Below are 13,070 nucleotides of genomic sequence, written 5' to 3' on the forward strand. Positions count from 1 at the left end.
GGCGCTCGCCGCCCGGTGCGTCATTGTCAGTCATGGGATTTGGTCCTTCAGTGCCCTTCGGAGGCGCCGAACATGGTCTTGGCGTAGATGATGCCGAGGCCGTAGGCGCCGCCGTAGGTCTTGGCGATGCCGGTGGTCATGTCGTAGGTGGCGGTGCGGGCCCAGTCGCGCTGGAGCTCCAGCAGATATTGCAGCGAGGTCATGGGACGCGCGCCGGCCTGGATCATCCGCTGCATGGCGCGCTCGTGCGCCTCGTCGGAGACATCGCCGCAGGCGTCGGCGATCACATAGACTTCAAATCCCTGCTCGAGGGCCGACAAAGCGGGACCGACGATGCACACGCCGGTCCACAGGCCGGAGAGCACGATGCGGCCCTTGCCGATCTCGTTGACACGGGCGATGACGGCTTCATCCTCCCAGGTGTTCATGGAGGTGCGGTCGAGCAGCTTCTCGCCCGGAAACGCCTCGGTGATCTCGGAGAACATGGGGCCGGAGAAGCTCTTCTCGGCCACCGTGGTCAGGATGGTGGACACCCCGAAGCCGGCGGCGGCGCGGGCGACCAGAGCCGAGTTGTTGCGCAGATTCACGGCGTCGATGGACTTGGTCGCGAAGGACATTTGCGACTGAAAGTCGATCATGATGAGCGTATGATCCTTCGGTGAAAGAAGCATACCGCCGGGGGCGGCGACAGCGTGGGGCACGGTTGCATCTCCTGTGTGAAAGCCGGGGCGAAGCTAGCGCCCGTTACGGGCTGAGACCATTAGTTACTGGCGGGATACCGGGCACATCCATGAATTTCCAAGACAAGATCGATCCTCAGGCAGACAAGGCGTGCATGGCCGAGCCCCTCCTGAAGTTCTTCGCTCAGGAGTGGATGGCTCATGTGGTCGCGGCACTGTCGCGCCACGGCACGTTGCGGTTCGGGCAGCTCCGGCGAAGCTTGCCGGGGCCGATTTCGGCGCGCGTTCTCTCTGCCCGGCTCAAGGCGCTTGAGGCCGGGGGATATGTGACGCGGCGGGAGATCGAGGGGCGGGTCCGTCAGGTGGAATACAGGCTGACGGACTCGGGTCGCGCCATCGACCTTCTTCTGGTGCAGGCGGAATCTGCGCTGTACCTGGAAGGCACGGTGGGCGCGCTGACTAACGAGCGCTGACCGCACCCACCTTCGCTGGTGGATCGCAGCATGTGGAGAACTTGAGCGAGGCAGTGCTCATCGGTTCGATCCCTTGCCGGAAGGCCCGAAGCGGGGCTGATGGGGCGGACTATGGCGTTGCAGCTGGAGCCCGTCTTGCCGAAAAGCCCGCATCCTTGAACGATGGGATTTCCCGAAGGCGCCCCCGCTCGCTCAATGGCCGCGCCGCCACAGCCCCGGCGCCGACCCGGTGAGGCGCGTGAAGGTACGCGTCATGTGGCTCTGGTCGGAAAATCCGCAGATGATGGCGATATCCGCCAGCGGCAACCGGGAGCCGACGATGAGGTCCCGCGCCCGCTCCACCCGCAGGTGAAGCATCCACTGGTAGGGCGTGAGCCCCGTTTCATCCCTGAAGCACTTGATGAAATGGCCGCGCGAGACGCCGCAGGCGGCAGCGATGTCGGAGATCAGCACGTTGCCATCGAGCCCCGCGGCGAGCCGCTCCTTGGCGATGGCGAACTGGCGCGGCGAGAGACCGCCGGGAATGCGCACCGCAGCGCCGTGATAGCGCGTGGCGAGATGAGTCTGGATGGCCGAGACCACCTGATCCAGGAACAGCGGCACCTGCCGCTCCGGCGCATCGAGCATGGGCAGAAGGGCCCGCGAGAGGTGCGCCAGCACAGGATCTTGCGTGCCGGGAATGCAGGAGACGCACTCCGCCAGCGGCAGCCCCATCTCGCTGAAGGTCTGGTGCAGCGCCGCGTGGGAGATCTCCAGCAGGAAGAAGTCGAACCCCGTCTCGATGTCGGCGCGGTAGGTGTCGGAGAAAGAGCGGACATAACAGCTGTCCGGCTCGAAATCGTAGGCGGTCGCCGCGCCGTCGCCGAAGATGCGGCGGCGGTGCCCGCCGGAGAGGGCAACACCCATCAGCAGGCCACGTCCGCTCGGCGGGGTTTCGACCCGGCTCGTGGCCGCGCCATCATGCTGCTTGCGGTAGACGACGAAGCCGGTGCCGACCAGCTCCCTCTCGTCCTCCAGCGCGGCGACGGAACAGCCGAGGCTGTCGCGTCGCGTGATTCCGCCGGGTGCCGCCGTGTCTAAACGGGCCATCTGAAGCCTCGGGGCTGGCTTGCTGGTGCGCGAACCTACACCAGAAGCGGGACGGGTAAAATGAAGCGGCGCTGACTTAGGCTATAGACAAAGGTTTAAAGCCGGCGCCCGTAGGCGGGCGCCGGCTTCCGACCGTTCAGCCCGGGATCAGCTGGGTCACCACCGCCGACAGGCCGATGCCGAAGGCGGCGGCGCCGGCGAGCCGCGGGGCCAGAGACGTGGGGGTCCAGGCGCGGCCCGACGCGACGAGGGCGACACCCGCGCCGATCACCGACTGCACCACCGCGAGGCCGGCGAGATAGGCGACGAGCTGGGTGGGCTCGGCACCGACGATGGACTCGCCATAGGCGTAGCCATGGAACAGGCCGGCGATGGTGAACAGGCCGATCCAAACCCCGCGCGCAGGCTTTTCCCGGCCGGCGGCGAGCAGGCCGCCGATGGCCACCACGCTCAGCGCGATCACCGTCTCGGCGAACGGCAGGTTCACGAGCTGCACATGCAGCATGACGCCGGCAATGGAGGCCACCACGAAGGCCACCGGCACGAAGGCGCCGAGCCCCATCACTCCGGCGATCAGGCCGGCGGCGACGATGAAGCCCAGATGGTCGAGCCCGATCACCGGATGGGCAAGGCCGGAGATGAAGCCTTCGCCGAAGGTCGCGGGCAGCCGCCCGCCCATGGCGTGGTGCGCTTCCGCATTGGTGGCTGCGAGGAGGGGGACGAGGGACAGGAGCGCGATCCTGCTGACGAGACGGGACATGATGTTCTTCCTTGCTCTGGATGGGTTGAAAACGGGGGATACGGGTCTCAGACGGGGCTGCGCTCCGGCTGGAGCAGCGCCTGCCGGATGCGCGCCGCGCACAAGGCGGAGGCGTAGGCGAAGCAGGCGCCGAGGATCATGGAGAAAGGCACCAGCAGGAGCGCGTTGCGGCCCGTGAGGGACAGCATCGCGACCGGCGTGAAGGCATCCGCGTTCTGGGTGAGGAACGCGAAGGTCGCTGCGTAGCCGTAGGTCACGGCCGGGATAGAGGAGAAGGCCGGGATGTAGGCGGCGAGGATGTAGAGGGCGATGGACAGCCCGACGATGACGGCGCCCACCGTCGGCCCAGGCACGAGGGTGGCGAGGACGAGCCCCGTCGCCCACGCCACCACGACGCCGAACACGTTCGAGACGATGGTGGTCCGGAACGCCGCGGCGTCGCCGCCCGAGTGGAAGAAGCACGCCCAGGCGATGAACGCCGCCCAGATGAGGAACGCCTGCGTGGTCAGGAACAGCCAGGTGCACAGGCCTCCCAGCACGCCGACGCTCAGGGCCAGGGAAATGATCATGTCGAAGCCTCCGCTGAGGCGGTGAGACAAGCCTCTCCCGTTCCGGCGCGCGGGTGGCGCGCCGGGGGCAAGAGACGACGGTAGGTTGACGGCGATTGATGGCTGGCGTGGCGGCGGACCCGATGCGGCCCGCCGCCCGGCTCAGATCACCTCTTCGCGGGTCCGGTGGAGGAATTCCTCCGTCCTGCGATCCAGCTCCTCAGCGCTGACGAGGCCGCGCTCCAGAGCGAGCTTCTCGAACGCCGCCAGCCACTGCTGGTAGTAGTTCCAGGTCTCGTCATCGGGGGCGTGGGACTTGTCCCAGGTGCCGATGGTGCCGATCAGGCTCTGGCGGAAATCCTCCCACTGGTAGGCCTTGGCCTCGGCGAGGGCGAGGGCCATGCCGAACGCGCGGCCCTGCCAGGGCTCCTCGAACTGGAGGCTCTCGCAATTGCGCGGGATGGCGCCGCGCCCGTCGAGCGATTCCACATAGATGTCCATGGCGGCGATCCCTTCAGGCGGAGACGAGGCCGAGGCCCTGCATGGCCTCGGTGGAAACGAGGGCGGCGAGCTTTTCCTCGGGCCAGCCCTCGGTGCCGGCGGGCCGCTCAGGGATCACGAAGTAGCGCACCTGCGCGCTCGAATCCCAGATGTCGATCCTTTTGTCCTCGGGCAGGCTCACGCCGAAATCGGCGAGCACGCCGCGCGGCTCGCGCACGATGCGGGCGCGGAAGACCGGGTCCTTGAACCAGTAGGGCGGCAGGCCGAGCAGCGGCCAGGGCCAGCAGGAGCACAGGGTGCAGCAGACCACGTTGTGCGCGGCCGAGGTGTTCTCCACCACGCGCAGGTTCTCGCCCTCGATACCGTCCTTGAGGCCGAGTTCGGCGATGGCCTTGTTGGCGTCGGCGAGCAGGCGCGCCTTGAAGGCCGGATCGGTCCAGGCCTTGGCCACCACTTTGGCGCCGTTGAACGGCCCCATCTCGTGCTCGAAGAAGCGGATGACGCGATCGACCGTGTCGATGCCGATCATGCCCTTCTCGCGGAACAGGGATTCGAGGGCCTTGGTGCGGGCGGCGTAGTAGCTCTCGCTCTCCCGCAGGTGGTGATGATGTTCGTGATCGTGATCGTCGCTCATGATTTTCCGCTCTGGCTATTGGGCGCGAGGCCGGTTGTTGTGATGAAGAATGAGATCAGGCGGCTTCGAGATAGACTTCGAAGCAGTCGTTGTAGAGAACGTCGCCCTTGTCCGGGATGTCGGACCACAGGTCCCGCGTCTTGAACTTGACGAGATAGACCGGCTGGGTTGTGGAGATGCCGTCGGTGGGCACGTTGTCGGCGTAGAGATAGGCGCCCTTGTAGACGGTATCGATCACGCCGACCTTGTTGCGCAGATAGCCAGGCAACCGGGTGTGGACCGCGGGCGGCATGTCCTTCACGCGCACCTTGTCGCCGACCTTGAACAAGGGATCGACCGCCACGTCCCGATAGGGGTTGGCACCGGTGTAGAAATACTCGATCACCCGCTCGGTGACGGCATTGTCCCCGGAATTGGGGAGCGGCGCGTCGGGGTGTTCCAGAAAGTGCTTGGTGCGTTCCTCAAGCTCTTTTTCGGAAATATAGTTTTTCGCCACAAGGAAATGGCACATGCCGCCGAGCCATTTGATGTAGTAGCGATACTTGAAGTAATCGAGCGGGCTCATGCCTTCGGCGAGCACCCGAAGATCCGGCCAGGCCCAGATGCCGGTGCCCATCATGGTGGTGTGGACCGCGAAGAGCTGGGCCTCCCACGGCTCCACGAACACGCGCTTCTCGACGGCCACGGGGCCGAGATTCTCGATGCCCCCGAGGAAATGCTGAACTTTCATGCCGACGCCTCTCTTTGCCATGCCTGCGATCCCAGGCGGATCGCCAGCCTCGGTTGATCCGCCCCTGCCGCCGCGACGGGCGGCCCGCGGAGCGGCGGAACACGAGGAGCCAGGCTTTCAAGGCCGACGAAGATGATCGCCAACGCAAAAAAGCCCGTCAGCACCTCGCTGCGGGCGGCTTTGCCACTGATCCATAAATCATGCTGGCGGCGTCTTGATGAGCGTCCTTGCTCGACGACCGTGAAAACAGTGCGACGCAACAAAAGAACTGTCAAGCGCGAATTTTCAGGTGCCGGCTTTAGCGCGGAAGCCACGATTTCAATCGGAGATACAGGCACTGACGCACCGCGCCCCGCTGCTCCCGCCATTTATTCCCCGCTTGAATGCGGGCCAGCCACATTTGCGCTTGACACATCGCCGGCGCACAGTCAGGCTAATTCGTAGGCGATAGGCAAGGATGCCTATTAAGTCGCCATTTGCGAACAGACATTCGGGACAGACCCCGTGGCGATGCAGCCCTCAGGCCGAACGGCCCGAGGGCGTTTTTGTTTGCGGCAAGGCCAGTTCAAACAAGGCCACTTGCGGCGGGCGGGCATCGACCGGGGCAACCGGCAACGGACACCTGCGGTGAGGGAAATGGCGAGACCCAGCTATCGGATCGGCCTGATGTTCTCCACCACGGGGCCCTACAGCACGGTTGCCGGCGCCATGCTCAACGGCGCGCTGCTCGCCGTGTCGGAGATCGGTGAGGCGGGACCGGTCGAGCTGGTGCCCATCGTCGTCGATCCGGGCGGCGACCTCGCGCGCTATACGGCGCTGAGCGGCCAGCTTCTCGCCGAAGGGGTGCGCCATGTGGTCGGCTGCTACACCTCGTCGAGCCGCAAGGAGGTTATCCCCTGCTTCGAAAAGCATGACGGAATGCTCTGGTATCCCTCCCATTACGAGGGCTTCGAGAGCGCCGACAATGTCGTCTACACCGGCGCGGCGCCGAACCAGCATATCCTGCCGCTGATCGACTACCTCATGTCCACCTTCGGCGACCGCGCCTTCTGCGTCGGCTCGAACTACATCTGGGCGTGGGAAAACAGCCGCATCCTGCGCGAGACGGTGACGGCGCGCGGCGGCACCGTGGTGGCGGAGCGCTATCTCCCGGTGGGCGAGACGGACCTGCGCAAGCTCGTGGATGCGGTGATCGAGGCGCGGCCCAGCTTCGTCTTTTCGTCGCTCATCGGGGTCAGCGGCCTCGCCTTCCTCAGCGCGCTCCGCCACGCCTGCCTTGCGCGCGGCATCGACCAGCCGGGGACGATGCCGGTGGCGAGCTGCAACCTGTCCGAGCCCGATCTGGACGAGCTGGAGCCGGAGGCCCGCGACGGCCACATCTCCTCCAGCGTCTATTTCTCGGCCCTGCGCAACCCGGTGAACGATGCCTTCGTCTCCCGCCACGCCGCAGCCTATCCCTCAGCGCCTTTGACCTCGGCGGATGCGGAAGCTTCTTACATCGCGGTGAAGCTGCTGGCCGGCGCGCTGGCCGAAGCCGGCACCGATGAAATCCTCGCGGTGAAGGCGGCGGTGGCGCGCCAGCGGCTCGCCGCGCCCCAGGGCGACGTGTGGGTGGATGCGGAGACTATGCATCTCCATCTCACGCCGCGCATCGGCCGCTCGCGCGGGACGGAATTCGATATCATCCGCGAGGAACCGGCGCCCATCCGGCCGGATCCCTATCTGGTGCGGTCCTCGCCCACCGACAGCTGGTTCGCATCCGCGCCGCGGCTGCGGGTCGCCAAGTAAGGAGCGGGCGAGCCATGTCCCGCAACCTCCTCCAGAACTTCCGCGGCGCCCGCGCGCTCATCATCGCCTCCGGCGAAGGCGGCATCGACACGCTTGAGAGCGTGCTCGGCAAGCTCGGCCTCTTGGTCGCCCGCTCGGAGGCGCCGGAGGCGGGCCGCCATCTCGACCTCGCCTCGGTGGAGGAGCGCGCGGACCTGCTCTTCATCGACGGCGACCTCGACAGCGTGCTGCCCTGCGACCTCGGCGCGGCCCGCACCCCGCCGGTGCCGGTGATCGGGCTGGTCGGCATCGAGGCGCCGGGCCGGCTGAAGGCGTTGATGAACCAGGGGGCCACGGCCTTCCTGCGCAAGCCGGTCTATGCCGGCGCCGTCTACACCACGCTGTTCCTCGGCGTGAATCAGTATCTGCTGCGCAAGGAGATGGCGAGCGAGCTGAACGCCCAGCAGGATCGCCGCCGCCGCCGCAAGGCGGTCATCAAGACCATCCTGCTGCTGATGGAAGAGCACCAGGTGGATGACGACGAGGCCTATGTCATGCTCCGCCGCGACAGCATGCGCCGGCGCCAGAGCCTTGAGGATTATTGCGAGGACTACATCTCCGGCCGGTCGAAGCTGACCGCGTCCTCGCCCGAAGCCGAGCCGCGCACCGCGGCCCGGCGCTGACCTTACAGACCCACATCACGACGGAGCCGCACGGCTCCGCGCACGTGGCAGCTGCCAGCGACGCCAGCCCGCCCGCAAGGAGAAGGCCCATGTCCCGGCATCCCATGTCCCGGCAGCACGCATCACGGCCCCTGACGCCGCCCCCCTATTCCCCTCCCGATCCGGCCTGGCTCGAAGGCTCCATCATGGCCGCACGCGGCGAAGCCAAAGGGCGCGCCGGCGAACGCTACGAGATCACCGAGGCGAGCCAGGGCAAGTATCACTACGTCTACGGCCCGTATGCCACGCCCGTGCTGCGCGTGGATCCGGGCGCGGTGGTGAGCGCCGAGACCCACGACGCCATGGAAGGGCAGATCAAAAGCGAGAGCGACAAGCCGTCGGAAATCCTCAACTTTCCCTTCCTCAACCCGCAGAATGGGCCGATCTTCGTCAACGGCGCGGAGAAGGGCGACTGCCTCGCCGTCTATATCCACGACATCGTGCCGCGCGGGCCGCAGCCCATCGGCACCACCTGCATCATGCCGGAGTTCGGCGGCCTCGTCGGCACAGGCGACACCGCGATCCTCAACGCGCCTTTGCCGGAGATCGTGAAGAAGCTGCACGTGGATCCGGCGACTGGCGTGCGCTGGAACGAGCGAATCAGCCTGCCCTACCAGCCCTTCATCGGCACCATCGGCACCGCGCCGGAGATCGAGGCCATTTCCTCCCTCGTCCCCGACTATTACGGCGGCAACATGGACCTGCCGGACGTGGCTCCCGGCGCCGTCATCTACCTGCCGGTGCATGCGCCCGGCGCCCTGCTCTATCTCGGCGATTGCCACGCCGCGCAGGGCGATGGGGAGCTGTGTGGATTCGCCATCGAGCATCCCACCGTGACCACGGTGCAGATCGACCTCATCAAGGGGTGGAACTTCCGCTGGCCGCGGCTGGAGACCCACGACCGCATCATGACCATCGGCTCCGGCCGCCCCATGGAGGACGCCGCCCGCATCGCCTATCGAGAACTGGTGCGCTGGATGGCCGCCGACTACGGGTATGACGAGCTGGAAGCCTACATGCTGCTGACGCAGGCCGGGCACCTCAGGGTCGGCAACATGGTGGACCCGAAGTACACGCTCGGCGCCTCCGTCGACAAGACGCTTCTCGGCGCGGCCTGAGCTACGCACGCCTGGCAATGGCTCCGGCGATCGCACGATCGCCGGCAGCCTCCGGTCGAGCCACCTACGCCCGCAGATCCTGCCACTCGGGATGGCGGCGGAACTGCGTGGCAACGTATGAACACAGCGGGGTGATCTTGAAGCCCTCCGCGCGGGCATCGGCGATGAGGGCATCCACCAGACGCGCAGCGATGCCGCGCCCTTCGAAGGCCGGCGGCACGCCCGTATGGGTGACGACGAACGGGCCGTCGCCGCGGCGCTGGTAGCTCAGTTCCGCTTCCGCACCCCCGCCGAGGCGAATGACATAACGGCCTCCGCCCGGCCCCTCCTCGCGCTGAATCTCTTGGCGAGCATCTTGGCTGGCGTCGTTCATCATGCCTCCGTCGGTGGTGGTGCCCCCACCATAACGGCGATGCTATCCCATCAGTTCATTTCGCGCGCCTCAAGCCCGCGAGCGTGCGGAAGGCATCTGCGAGCCCCTCCTTGGACAGCGGCTGCACGAAGTTGCGAATATAGGGCGCTGTCTCCCAGGACACGGAAACGATGCCGTCCACCACGGCCTCGGTCTCGACGCCGAAATCCTCCAGCGCGCGCGGCAGGCCGAGGCGGGCGTAGAAGGCCAGCATGTCCGCCATGAAATCGGCGTCCCGGCCTTCCGCCAGCAATTGCACCAGAAGCCCGAGGGCCACCTGTTCGCCATGCAGCGCCCGCGCCACCTCCGGCACCGTGGAGAAGCCGCGCGTGAGAGAATGGGCGATGGACAGGCCCCCGCTTTCGAAGGCGAGGCCGGAGAGGAGGATGGTCGCCTCCACCACGCGCTCCACCGCCTCGTCCGCCGTCTTGCGGGCGACGGCGGCCACCGCCGCCTCGCCATCCGCGCGGATGGCACGGTAGCAGGCATCGGCGATAGTGACGGCGAGCGTGGTGGGGCGACCCTTGAAGAAATTCAGCCCGCCGGCGGCGGCGCACTGCTCTACTTCAAACTTCTTGGACAGCGCATCGCCGATGCCCGCCACGAAGAAGCGCGCCGGCGCCTGGACGATGACGGATGTATCCACCAGCACCGCATCGGGGTTGGCATCCATCAGCCGCACTTCGCTCAGCACGTGCTCGGCGGTGTAGACCACCACGAGGCGGGAGGTGGGGCTGTCGTTGGAGGCGATGGTCGGCACGATCACGAGCGGCGTGCGCAGCGCGATGCGCACGCCCTTGGCGGTGTCGATGGCCTTGCCGCCGCCGACACCGATCACCACGTCAGCGCCCGCCGCCCGCGCCGCCGCGGCCAGCTTGTCCATCTCCGCCGCCGTGCATTCCCCGCCGAAGGTGGCGAAGGTGACCGCCTCGGCCTCCGCCAGCTCAGCCTTCAGGCGCGCCCCGAGCAGATCCATCACGATGGCGTCGGCCACCACGAAGGGCCGGCGGCCGTGCAGGCGCACGAGCGCGCCCAGCTCACCAAGTGCCTCGGGGCCCTGGATGTAGCGGGCCGGAGACCCGAACGCGCGCACGCTCATGCGTCACCCCAGTGGAAATCGCGCTTGCCGCCATCCATGCAGATCAAGGCGCCGTTGATGAAAGCCGCCTGCGTGGAGCAGAGGAAGGCGACGAGCGCCCCCACCTCCTCCGGCTGGCAGAAGCGGCCGACGGGATTCTGTCCGGTGATCACCGCCCGCTTCTCCGGCGAGAAGGTGGCGATGAAATCGGTGGCCACATAGCCGGGCGCGATGGCGTTCACGGTGATGCCGTCCGCCCCCACCTCCTTCGCCACCGTGCGGGTGAAGCCGAGCACGCCGGCCTTGGCCGCCGAATAATTCGCGACGCCTGGCCGGCCGCCGCCGGTGACGTTCATGGACGAGGTGTTGACGATGCGGCCGAAGCCATTTGCGCGCATCAGTGGAATGGCGTGCTTGCTGCACAGGAAGGTGCTGCGCAGGTGGGTGGAGACGATGATGTCGAAGTCGTCGATCTCCATCTCCGCCACACGCCGCCCGAGATGGCGCCCACCCGCCCCGGCATTGTTCACGAGAATGTCGAGGCGCCCGAAGGCGTCCGCAGCAGCACTCACGACGCCAGCCGCGCCCGCCTCGTCGGCCACGTCGCCCGGCGCTGCCGCCGCCTCGTACCCAGCCTGCCGCAGCTCCTTGGCGCAGTGGGCGGCGCCCTCCGCGTCGATGTCGTTGATGACGATGCGCGCGCCCTCGGCGGCGAGCCCCAACGCCTCCGCCCGGCCGATGCCGCGCGCCGCGCCGGTGACAAGGGCGACCCGCCCTTTCAATCCCAGATCCATCTTGGTCTCCGATCAGCCCTTCACCGCGCCCGCGCCGAGCCCCTGAATGAAGTATTGGCTCAGCAAGGCGAAGGCGCCGAACAGCGGCAAAGCGATGAGGGTGGAGCCGGCCATGATCTCCCCCCAGCGCAGATCGAACGAACCGACCATGGAGGCCAGCCCCACCGGCACGGTCTTGTTGGCATCGGAGCCGATCATGATCAGCGCATAGGTGTAGTCCGTCCACGACAGGAGGAAGGAGAAGATGGCCACCGTGATGAGCCCCGGCAGCGACAGCGGCAGCACCACGCGCAGGAAGGCGCCGAGCCGCGTGCAGCCATCCACCATGGCGGCCTCCTCCAGCTCGAACGGCATGCTCTTGAAGAAGCCCCACAGGAACCACACGCCGAGCGGCAGCGTGAGGGTGAGGTGGGAGACGATGACGCTCGCCAGCGTGTCGCCCAACCCCAGCTTGGCGAAGATGGAGAACATGGGAATGGCGATGAGCAGCGGCGGGAACATGTAGGCGTAGAGCATCGCCCCCACGATGAGCCCCTTGCCGCGGATGCGGTGACGCGTGACCGCATAGGCGATCATGATCGAGAACACCATGGTCACCGCCACCGTCACCGCCGCGACGATCAGCGAGTTCAGGAACTGGGTGGGATAATCCGTCAGCTCCAGAAGGTTGGTATAGTATTCCCAGGTGAACGGACCCGGCAGCAGCGACGTGGAATTGATCAGCGCCTGCGGCGCGCGGGTGGAGGACACCACCATCCAGTAGATGGGGAAGGCCGAATAGACCGCGATGAGCGTCGCGGCGACATAGAGCGCCACGCGGCCGGCGAGCGAGCGGGGGGAGGAGCGAGACATTCCGGCATCACTCCGTGTCGAGCGGGAACAGGCGGAAATAGATGAACACCACCAGCGACAGGATGGCGAAGGAGATGGTCGCCACCGCCGCGCCGCCGCCGATGTCGAACTGCCCGAAGGCCTGGCGATAGGAGAGGATGGCGAGGTGCTCCGTAGCGCCCACAGGGCCGCCCTGTGTGAGCAGCCAGATGACGTCGAACTTGTTGAACATCCACACCGCGCGCAGCAGCACGATCACGGTCAGGATCGGCTTCAGCATGGGCAGGGTGATGTGGAAGAAGCGCTGCACGGCGTTCGTGCCGTCCACCTTCGCCGCCTCGTAGAGCGAGGACGGCACCGTCTGCAGCGCGGCAAGGAAGGTGGTGGTGACGAAGGGCGTCCACATCCACACGCTCACCAGGATCACCGACGCCATGGCCGCGCCCGGGCTCTCGAACCACTGCACCTGCGGCAGGCCGACGGCGGACATCATGGTGGTGAGGACGCCGATGGAGCCGTCCACCATCCATTTGAAGGTCAGCACCACCACCACGGTCGGCAGCAGATAGGGCAGGATGGAGAGGCCGCGCACGATATTGCGGCCGGGGAAGACCTGGTTGAGCACCAGCGCGAAGCCGATGCCCAGCACCACCTGGAAGATGATGGTGCCGAACGAATAGATGAAACCGTTGATGAGCGCGCGCCAGAACACCCACTGCGACAGCATGCGCGTGTAATTGTCGAGCCCGGCCCATTTGGGGGCGCCGACGAAGGAATCCATCTGGTAGAAGCTCAGCGACACCGCATAGACCACCGGCGCCACGATGAGCAGCGCGGTCACGGCGAGGCCCAGGATGAGAAAGGAATAAATCGTCGCTTTGGAGCTCACCTGCGGCGCCTCGCTGGAGCGGCTTGTGACCCTTCAGGGCCAGC

The 13,070-nt window shown here is 66.7% G+C and carries 17 protein-coding genes; 4 read left to right on the forward strand and 13 right to left on the reverse strand.

Going from position 1 to position 13,070, the window contains the following annotated elements; all coding sequences use genetic code 11:
• Positions 1-47: 47 nt before the first annotated feature.
• Complete coding sequence (locus tag A37E_RS0105255; RefSeq protein ID WP_029555650.1) at positions 48-671, reverse strand: hydrolase; 624 nt, start codon at positions 669-671, stop codon at positions 48-50.
• Between the two features lie 119 nt (positions 672-790).
• On the opposite strand from A37E_RS0105255, the gene A37E_RS25830 reads away from it, so the two are divergent.
• Positions 791-1,153: a helix-turn-helix domain-containing protein gene (locus A37E_RS25830; protein ID WP_051678803.1), complete on the forward strand. Its 363-nt coding sequence runs from the start codon at positions 791-793 to the stop codon at positions 1,151-1,153.
• A gap of 192 nt (positions 1,154-1,345) precedes the next feature.
• Here A37E_RS25830 and A37E_RS0105265 read toward each other — a convergent pair whose 3' ends face one another.
• The 7 genes from A37E_RS0105265 to A37E_RS26810 all read right to left on the reverse strand — a co-directional run bounded on the left by A37E_RS0105265 (position 1,346) and on the right by A37E_RS26810 (position 5,690).
• Positions 1,346-2,242 (reverse strand): AraC family transcriptional regulator, encoded by an 897-nt coding sequence (locus A37E_RS0105265; protein ID WP_029555652.1) that lies wholly within the window; start codon positions 2,240-2,242, stop codon positions 1,346-1,348.
• 136 nt (positions 2,243-2,378) lie between these two features.
• Positions 2,379-3,002, reverse strand: a complete 624-nt coding sequence (locus A37E_RS0105270; RefSeq protein ID WP_029555653.1) for a HupE/UreJ family protein — start codon at positions 3,000-3,002, stop codon at positions 2,379-2,381.
• Between the two features lie 47 nt (positions 3,003-3,049).
• Positions 3,050-3,571: a DUF1097 domain-containing protein gene (locus tag A37E_RS0105275; RefSeq protein WP_051678804.1), complete on the reverse strand. Its 522-nt coding sequence runs from the start codon at positions 3,569-3,571 to the stop codon at positions 3,050-3,052.
• Between the two features lie 141 nt (positions 3,572-3,712).
• Complete coding sequence (locus tag A37E_RS0105280) at positions 3,713-4,051, reverse strand: nitrile hydratase accessory protein (protein WP_051678805.1); 339 nt, start codon at positions 4,049-4,051, stop codon at positions 3,713-3,715.
• A gap of 13 nt (positions 4,052-4,064) precedes the next feature.
• Positions 4,065-4,685 carry a nitrile hydratase subunit alpha gene (gene nthA, locus A37E_RS0105285; protein ID WP_029555656.1) on the reverse strand — a complete coding sequence of 207 codons (621 nt, stop codon included), beginning with the start codon at positions 4,683-4,685 and terminating at the stop codon, positions 4,065-4,067.
• A gap of 55 nt (positions 4,686-4,740) precedes the next feature.
• On the reverse strand, positions 4,741-5,415 hold the full coding sequence (nthB, locus tag A37E_RS0105290; protein ID WP_029555657.1) for a nitrile hydratase subunit beta: 675 nt from the start codon (positions 5,413-5,415) through the stop codon (positions 4,741-4,743).
• Positions 5,412-5,690, reverse strand: a complete 279-nt coding sequence (locus A37E_RS26810) for a hypothetical protein (RefSeq protein ID WP_156026243.1) — start codon at positions 5,688-5,690, stop codon at positions 5,412-5,414. Before A37E_RS26810 ends, nthB begins: the two co-directional genes overlap by 4 nt.
• Positions 5,691-6,051: 361 nt before the next feature.
• Between A37E_RS26810 and A37E_RS0105295 the strand changes: the two genes are divergently transcribed.
• From A37E_RS0105295 to A37E_RS0105305, 3 genes are all read left to right on the forward strand, one after another.
• Positions 6,052-7,203 carry a transporter substrate-binding domain-containing protein gene (locus tag A37E_RS0105295; protein ID WP_029555658.1) on the forward strand — a complete coding sequence of 384 codons (1,152 nt, stop codon included), beginning with the start codon at positions 6,052-6,054 and terminating at the stop codon, positions 7,201-7,203.
• Between the two features lie 14 nt (positions 7,204-7,217).
• Entirely contained in the window at positions 7,218-7,865 is a 648-nt protein-coding gene (locus tag A37E_RS0105300) for an ANTAR domain-containing protein (RefSeq protein WP_029555659.1), read from the forward strand.
• 185 nt (positions 7,866-8,050) lie between these two features.
• Complete coding sequence (locus A37E_RS0105305; RefSeq protein ID WP_029555660.1) at positions 8,051-9,022, forward strand: acetamidase/formamidase family protein; 972 nt, start codon at positions 8,051-8,053, stop codon at positions 9,020-9,022.
• 64 nt (positions 9,023-9,086) lie between these two features.
• On the opposite strand, the gene A37E_RS0105310 is transcribed toward A37E_RS0105305, so the two are convergent.
• Genes A37E_RS0105310 through A37E_RS0105330 form a run of 5 tightly spaced genes read right to left on the reverse strand, consistent with a single transcriptional unit; the run spans position 9,087 to position 13,026 of the window.
• Entirely contained in the window at positions 9,087-9,398 is a 312-nt protein-coding gene (locus tag A37E_RS0105310) for a GNAT family N-acetyltransferase (protein ID WP_348550874.1), read from the reverse strand.
• A gap of 52 nt (positions 9,399-9,450) precedes the next feature.
• Entirely contained in the window at positions 9,451-10,533 is a 1,083-nt protein-coding gene (locus A37E_RS0105315; protein WP_029555662.1) for a glycerol dehydrogenase, read from the reverse strand.
• Entirely contained in the window at positions 10,530-11,306 is a 777-nt protein-coding gene (locus A37E_RS0105320) for an SDR family NAD(P)-dependent oxidoreductase (protein WP_029555663.1), read from the reverse strand. The genes A37E_RS0105315 and A37E_RS0105320 overlap by 4 nt, the downstream gene beginning before the upstream one ends.
• 12 nt (positions 11,307-11,318) lie before the next feature.
• Positions 11,319-12,158, reverse strand: a complete 840-nt coding sequence (locus A37E_RS0105325) for a carbohydrate ABC transporter permease (protein WP_029555664.1) — start codon at positions 12,156-12,158, stop codon at positions 11,319-11,321.
• A gap of 7 nt (positions 12,159-12,165) precedes the next feature.
• Positions 12,166-13,026: a sugar ABC transporter permease gene (locus A37E_RS0105330; protein ID WP_029555665.1), complete on the reverse strand. Its 861-nt coding sequence runs from the start codon at positions 13,024-13,026 to the stop codon at positions 12,166-12,168.
• Positions 13,027-13,070: the final 44 nt, after the last annotated feature.

The sequence above is a fragment of the Xanthobacter sp. 91 genome (assembly GCF_000702385.1).
Lineage (GTDB): Bacteria > Pseudomonadota > Alphaproteobacteria > Rhizobiales > Xanthobacteraceae > Xanthobacter > Xanthobacter aminoxidans.

Coding starts and splice junctions, on each gene's coding strand:
- A37E_RS0105255 (WP_029555650.1), bottom strand. CDS start 671: ATGCTTCTTTCACCGAAGGATCATACGCTCATCATGATCGACTTTCAG.
- A37E_RS25830 (WP_051678803.1), top strand. CDS start 791: ATGAATTTCCAAGACAAGATCGATCCTCAGGCAGACAAGGCGTGCATG.
- A37E_RS0105265 (WP_029555652.1), bottom strand. CDS start 2,242: ATGGCCCGTTTAGACACGGCGGCACCCGGCGGAATCACGCGACGCGAC.
- A37E_RS0105270 (WP_029555653.1), bottom strand. CDS start 3,002: ATGTCCCGTCTCGTCAGCAGGATCGCGCTCCTGTCCCTCGTCCCCCTC.
- A37E_RS0105275 (WP_051678804.1), bottom strand. CDS start 3,571: ATGATCATTTCCCTGGCCCTGAGCGTCGGCGTGCTGGGAGGCCTGTGC.
- A37E_RS0105280 (WP_051678805.1), bottom strand. CDS start 4,051: ATGGACATCTATGTGGAATCGCTCGACGGGCGCGGCGCCATCCCGCGC.
- nthA (WP_029555656.1), bottom strand. CDS start 4,685: ATGAGCGACGATCACGATCACGAACATCATCACCACCTGCGGGAGAGC.
- nthB (WP_029555657.1), bottom strand. CDS start 5,415: ATGAAAGTTCAGCATTTCCTCGGGGGCATCGAGAATCTCGGCCCCGTG.
- A37E_RS0105295 (WP_029555658.1), top strand. CDS start 6,052: ATGGCGAGACCCAGCTATCGGATCGGCCTGATGTTCTCCACCACGGGG.
- A37E_RS0105300 (WP_029555659.1), top strand. CDS start 7,218: ATGTCCCGCAACCTCCTCCAGAACTTCCGCGGCGCCCGCGCGCTCATC.
- A37E_RS0105305 (WP_029555660.1), top strand. CDS start 8,051: ATGGCCGCACGCGGCGAAGCCAAAGGGCGCGCCGGCGAACGCTACGAG.
- A37E_RS0105310 (WP_348550874.1), bottom strand. CDS start 9,398: ATGATGAACGACGCCAGCCAAGATGCTCGCCAAGAGATTCAGCGCGAG.
- A37E_RS0105315 (WP_029555662.1), bottom strand. CDS start 10,533: ATGAGCGTGCGCGCGTTCGGGTCTCCGGCCCGCTACATCCAGGGCCCC.
- A37E_RS0105320 (WP_029555663.1), bottom strand. CDS start 11,306: ATGGATCTGGGATTGAAAGGGCGGGTCGCCCTTGTCACCGGCGCGGCG.
- A37E_RS0105325 (WP_029555664.1), bottom strand. CDS start 12,158: ATGTCTCGCTCCTCCCCCCGCTCGCTCGCCGGCCGCGTGGCGCTCTAT.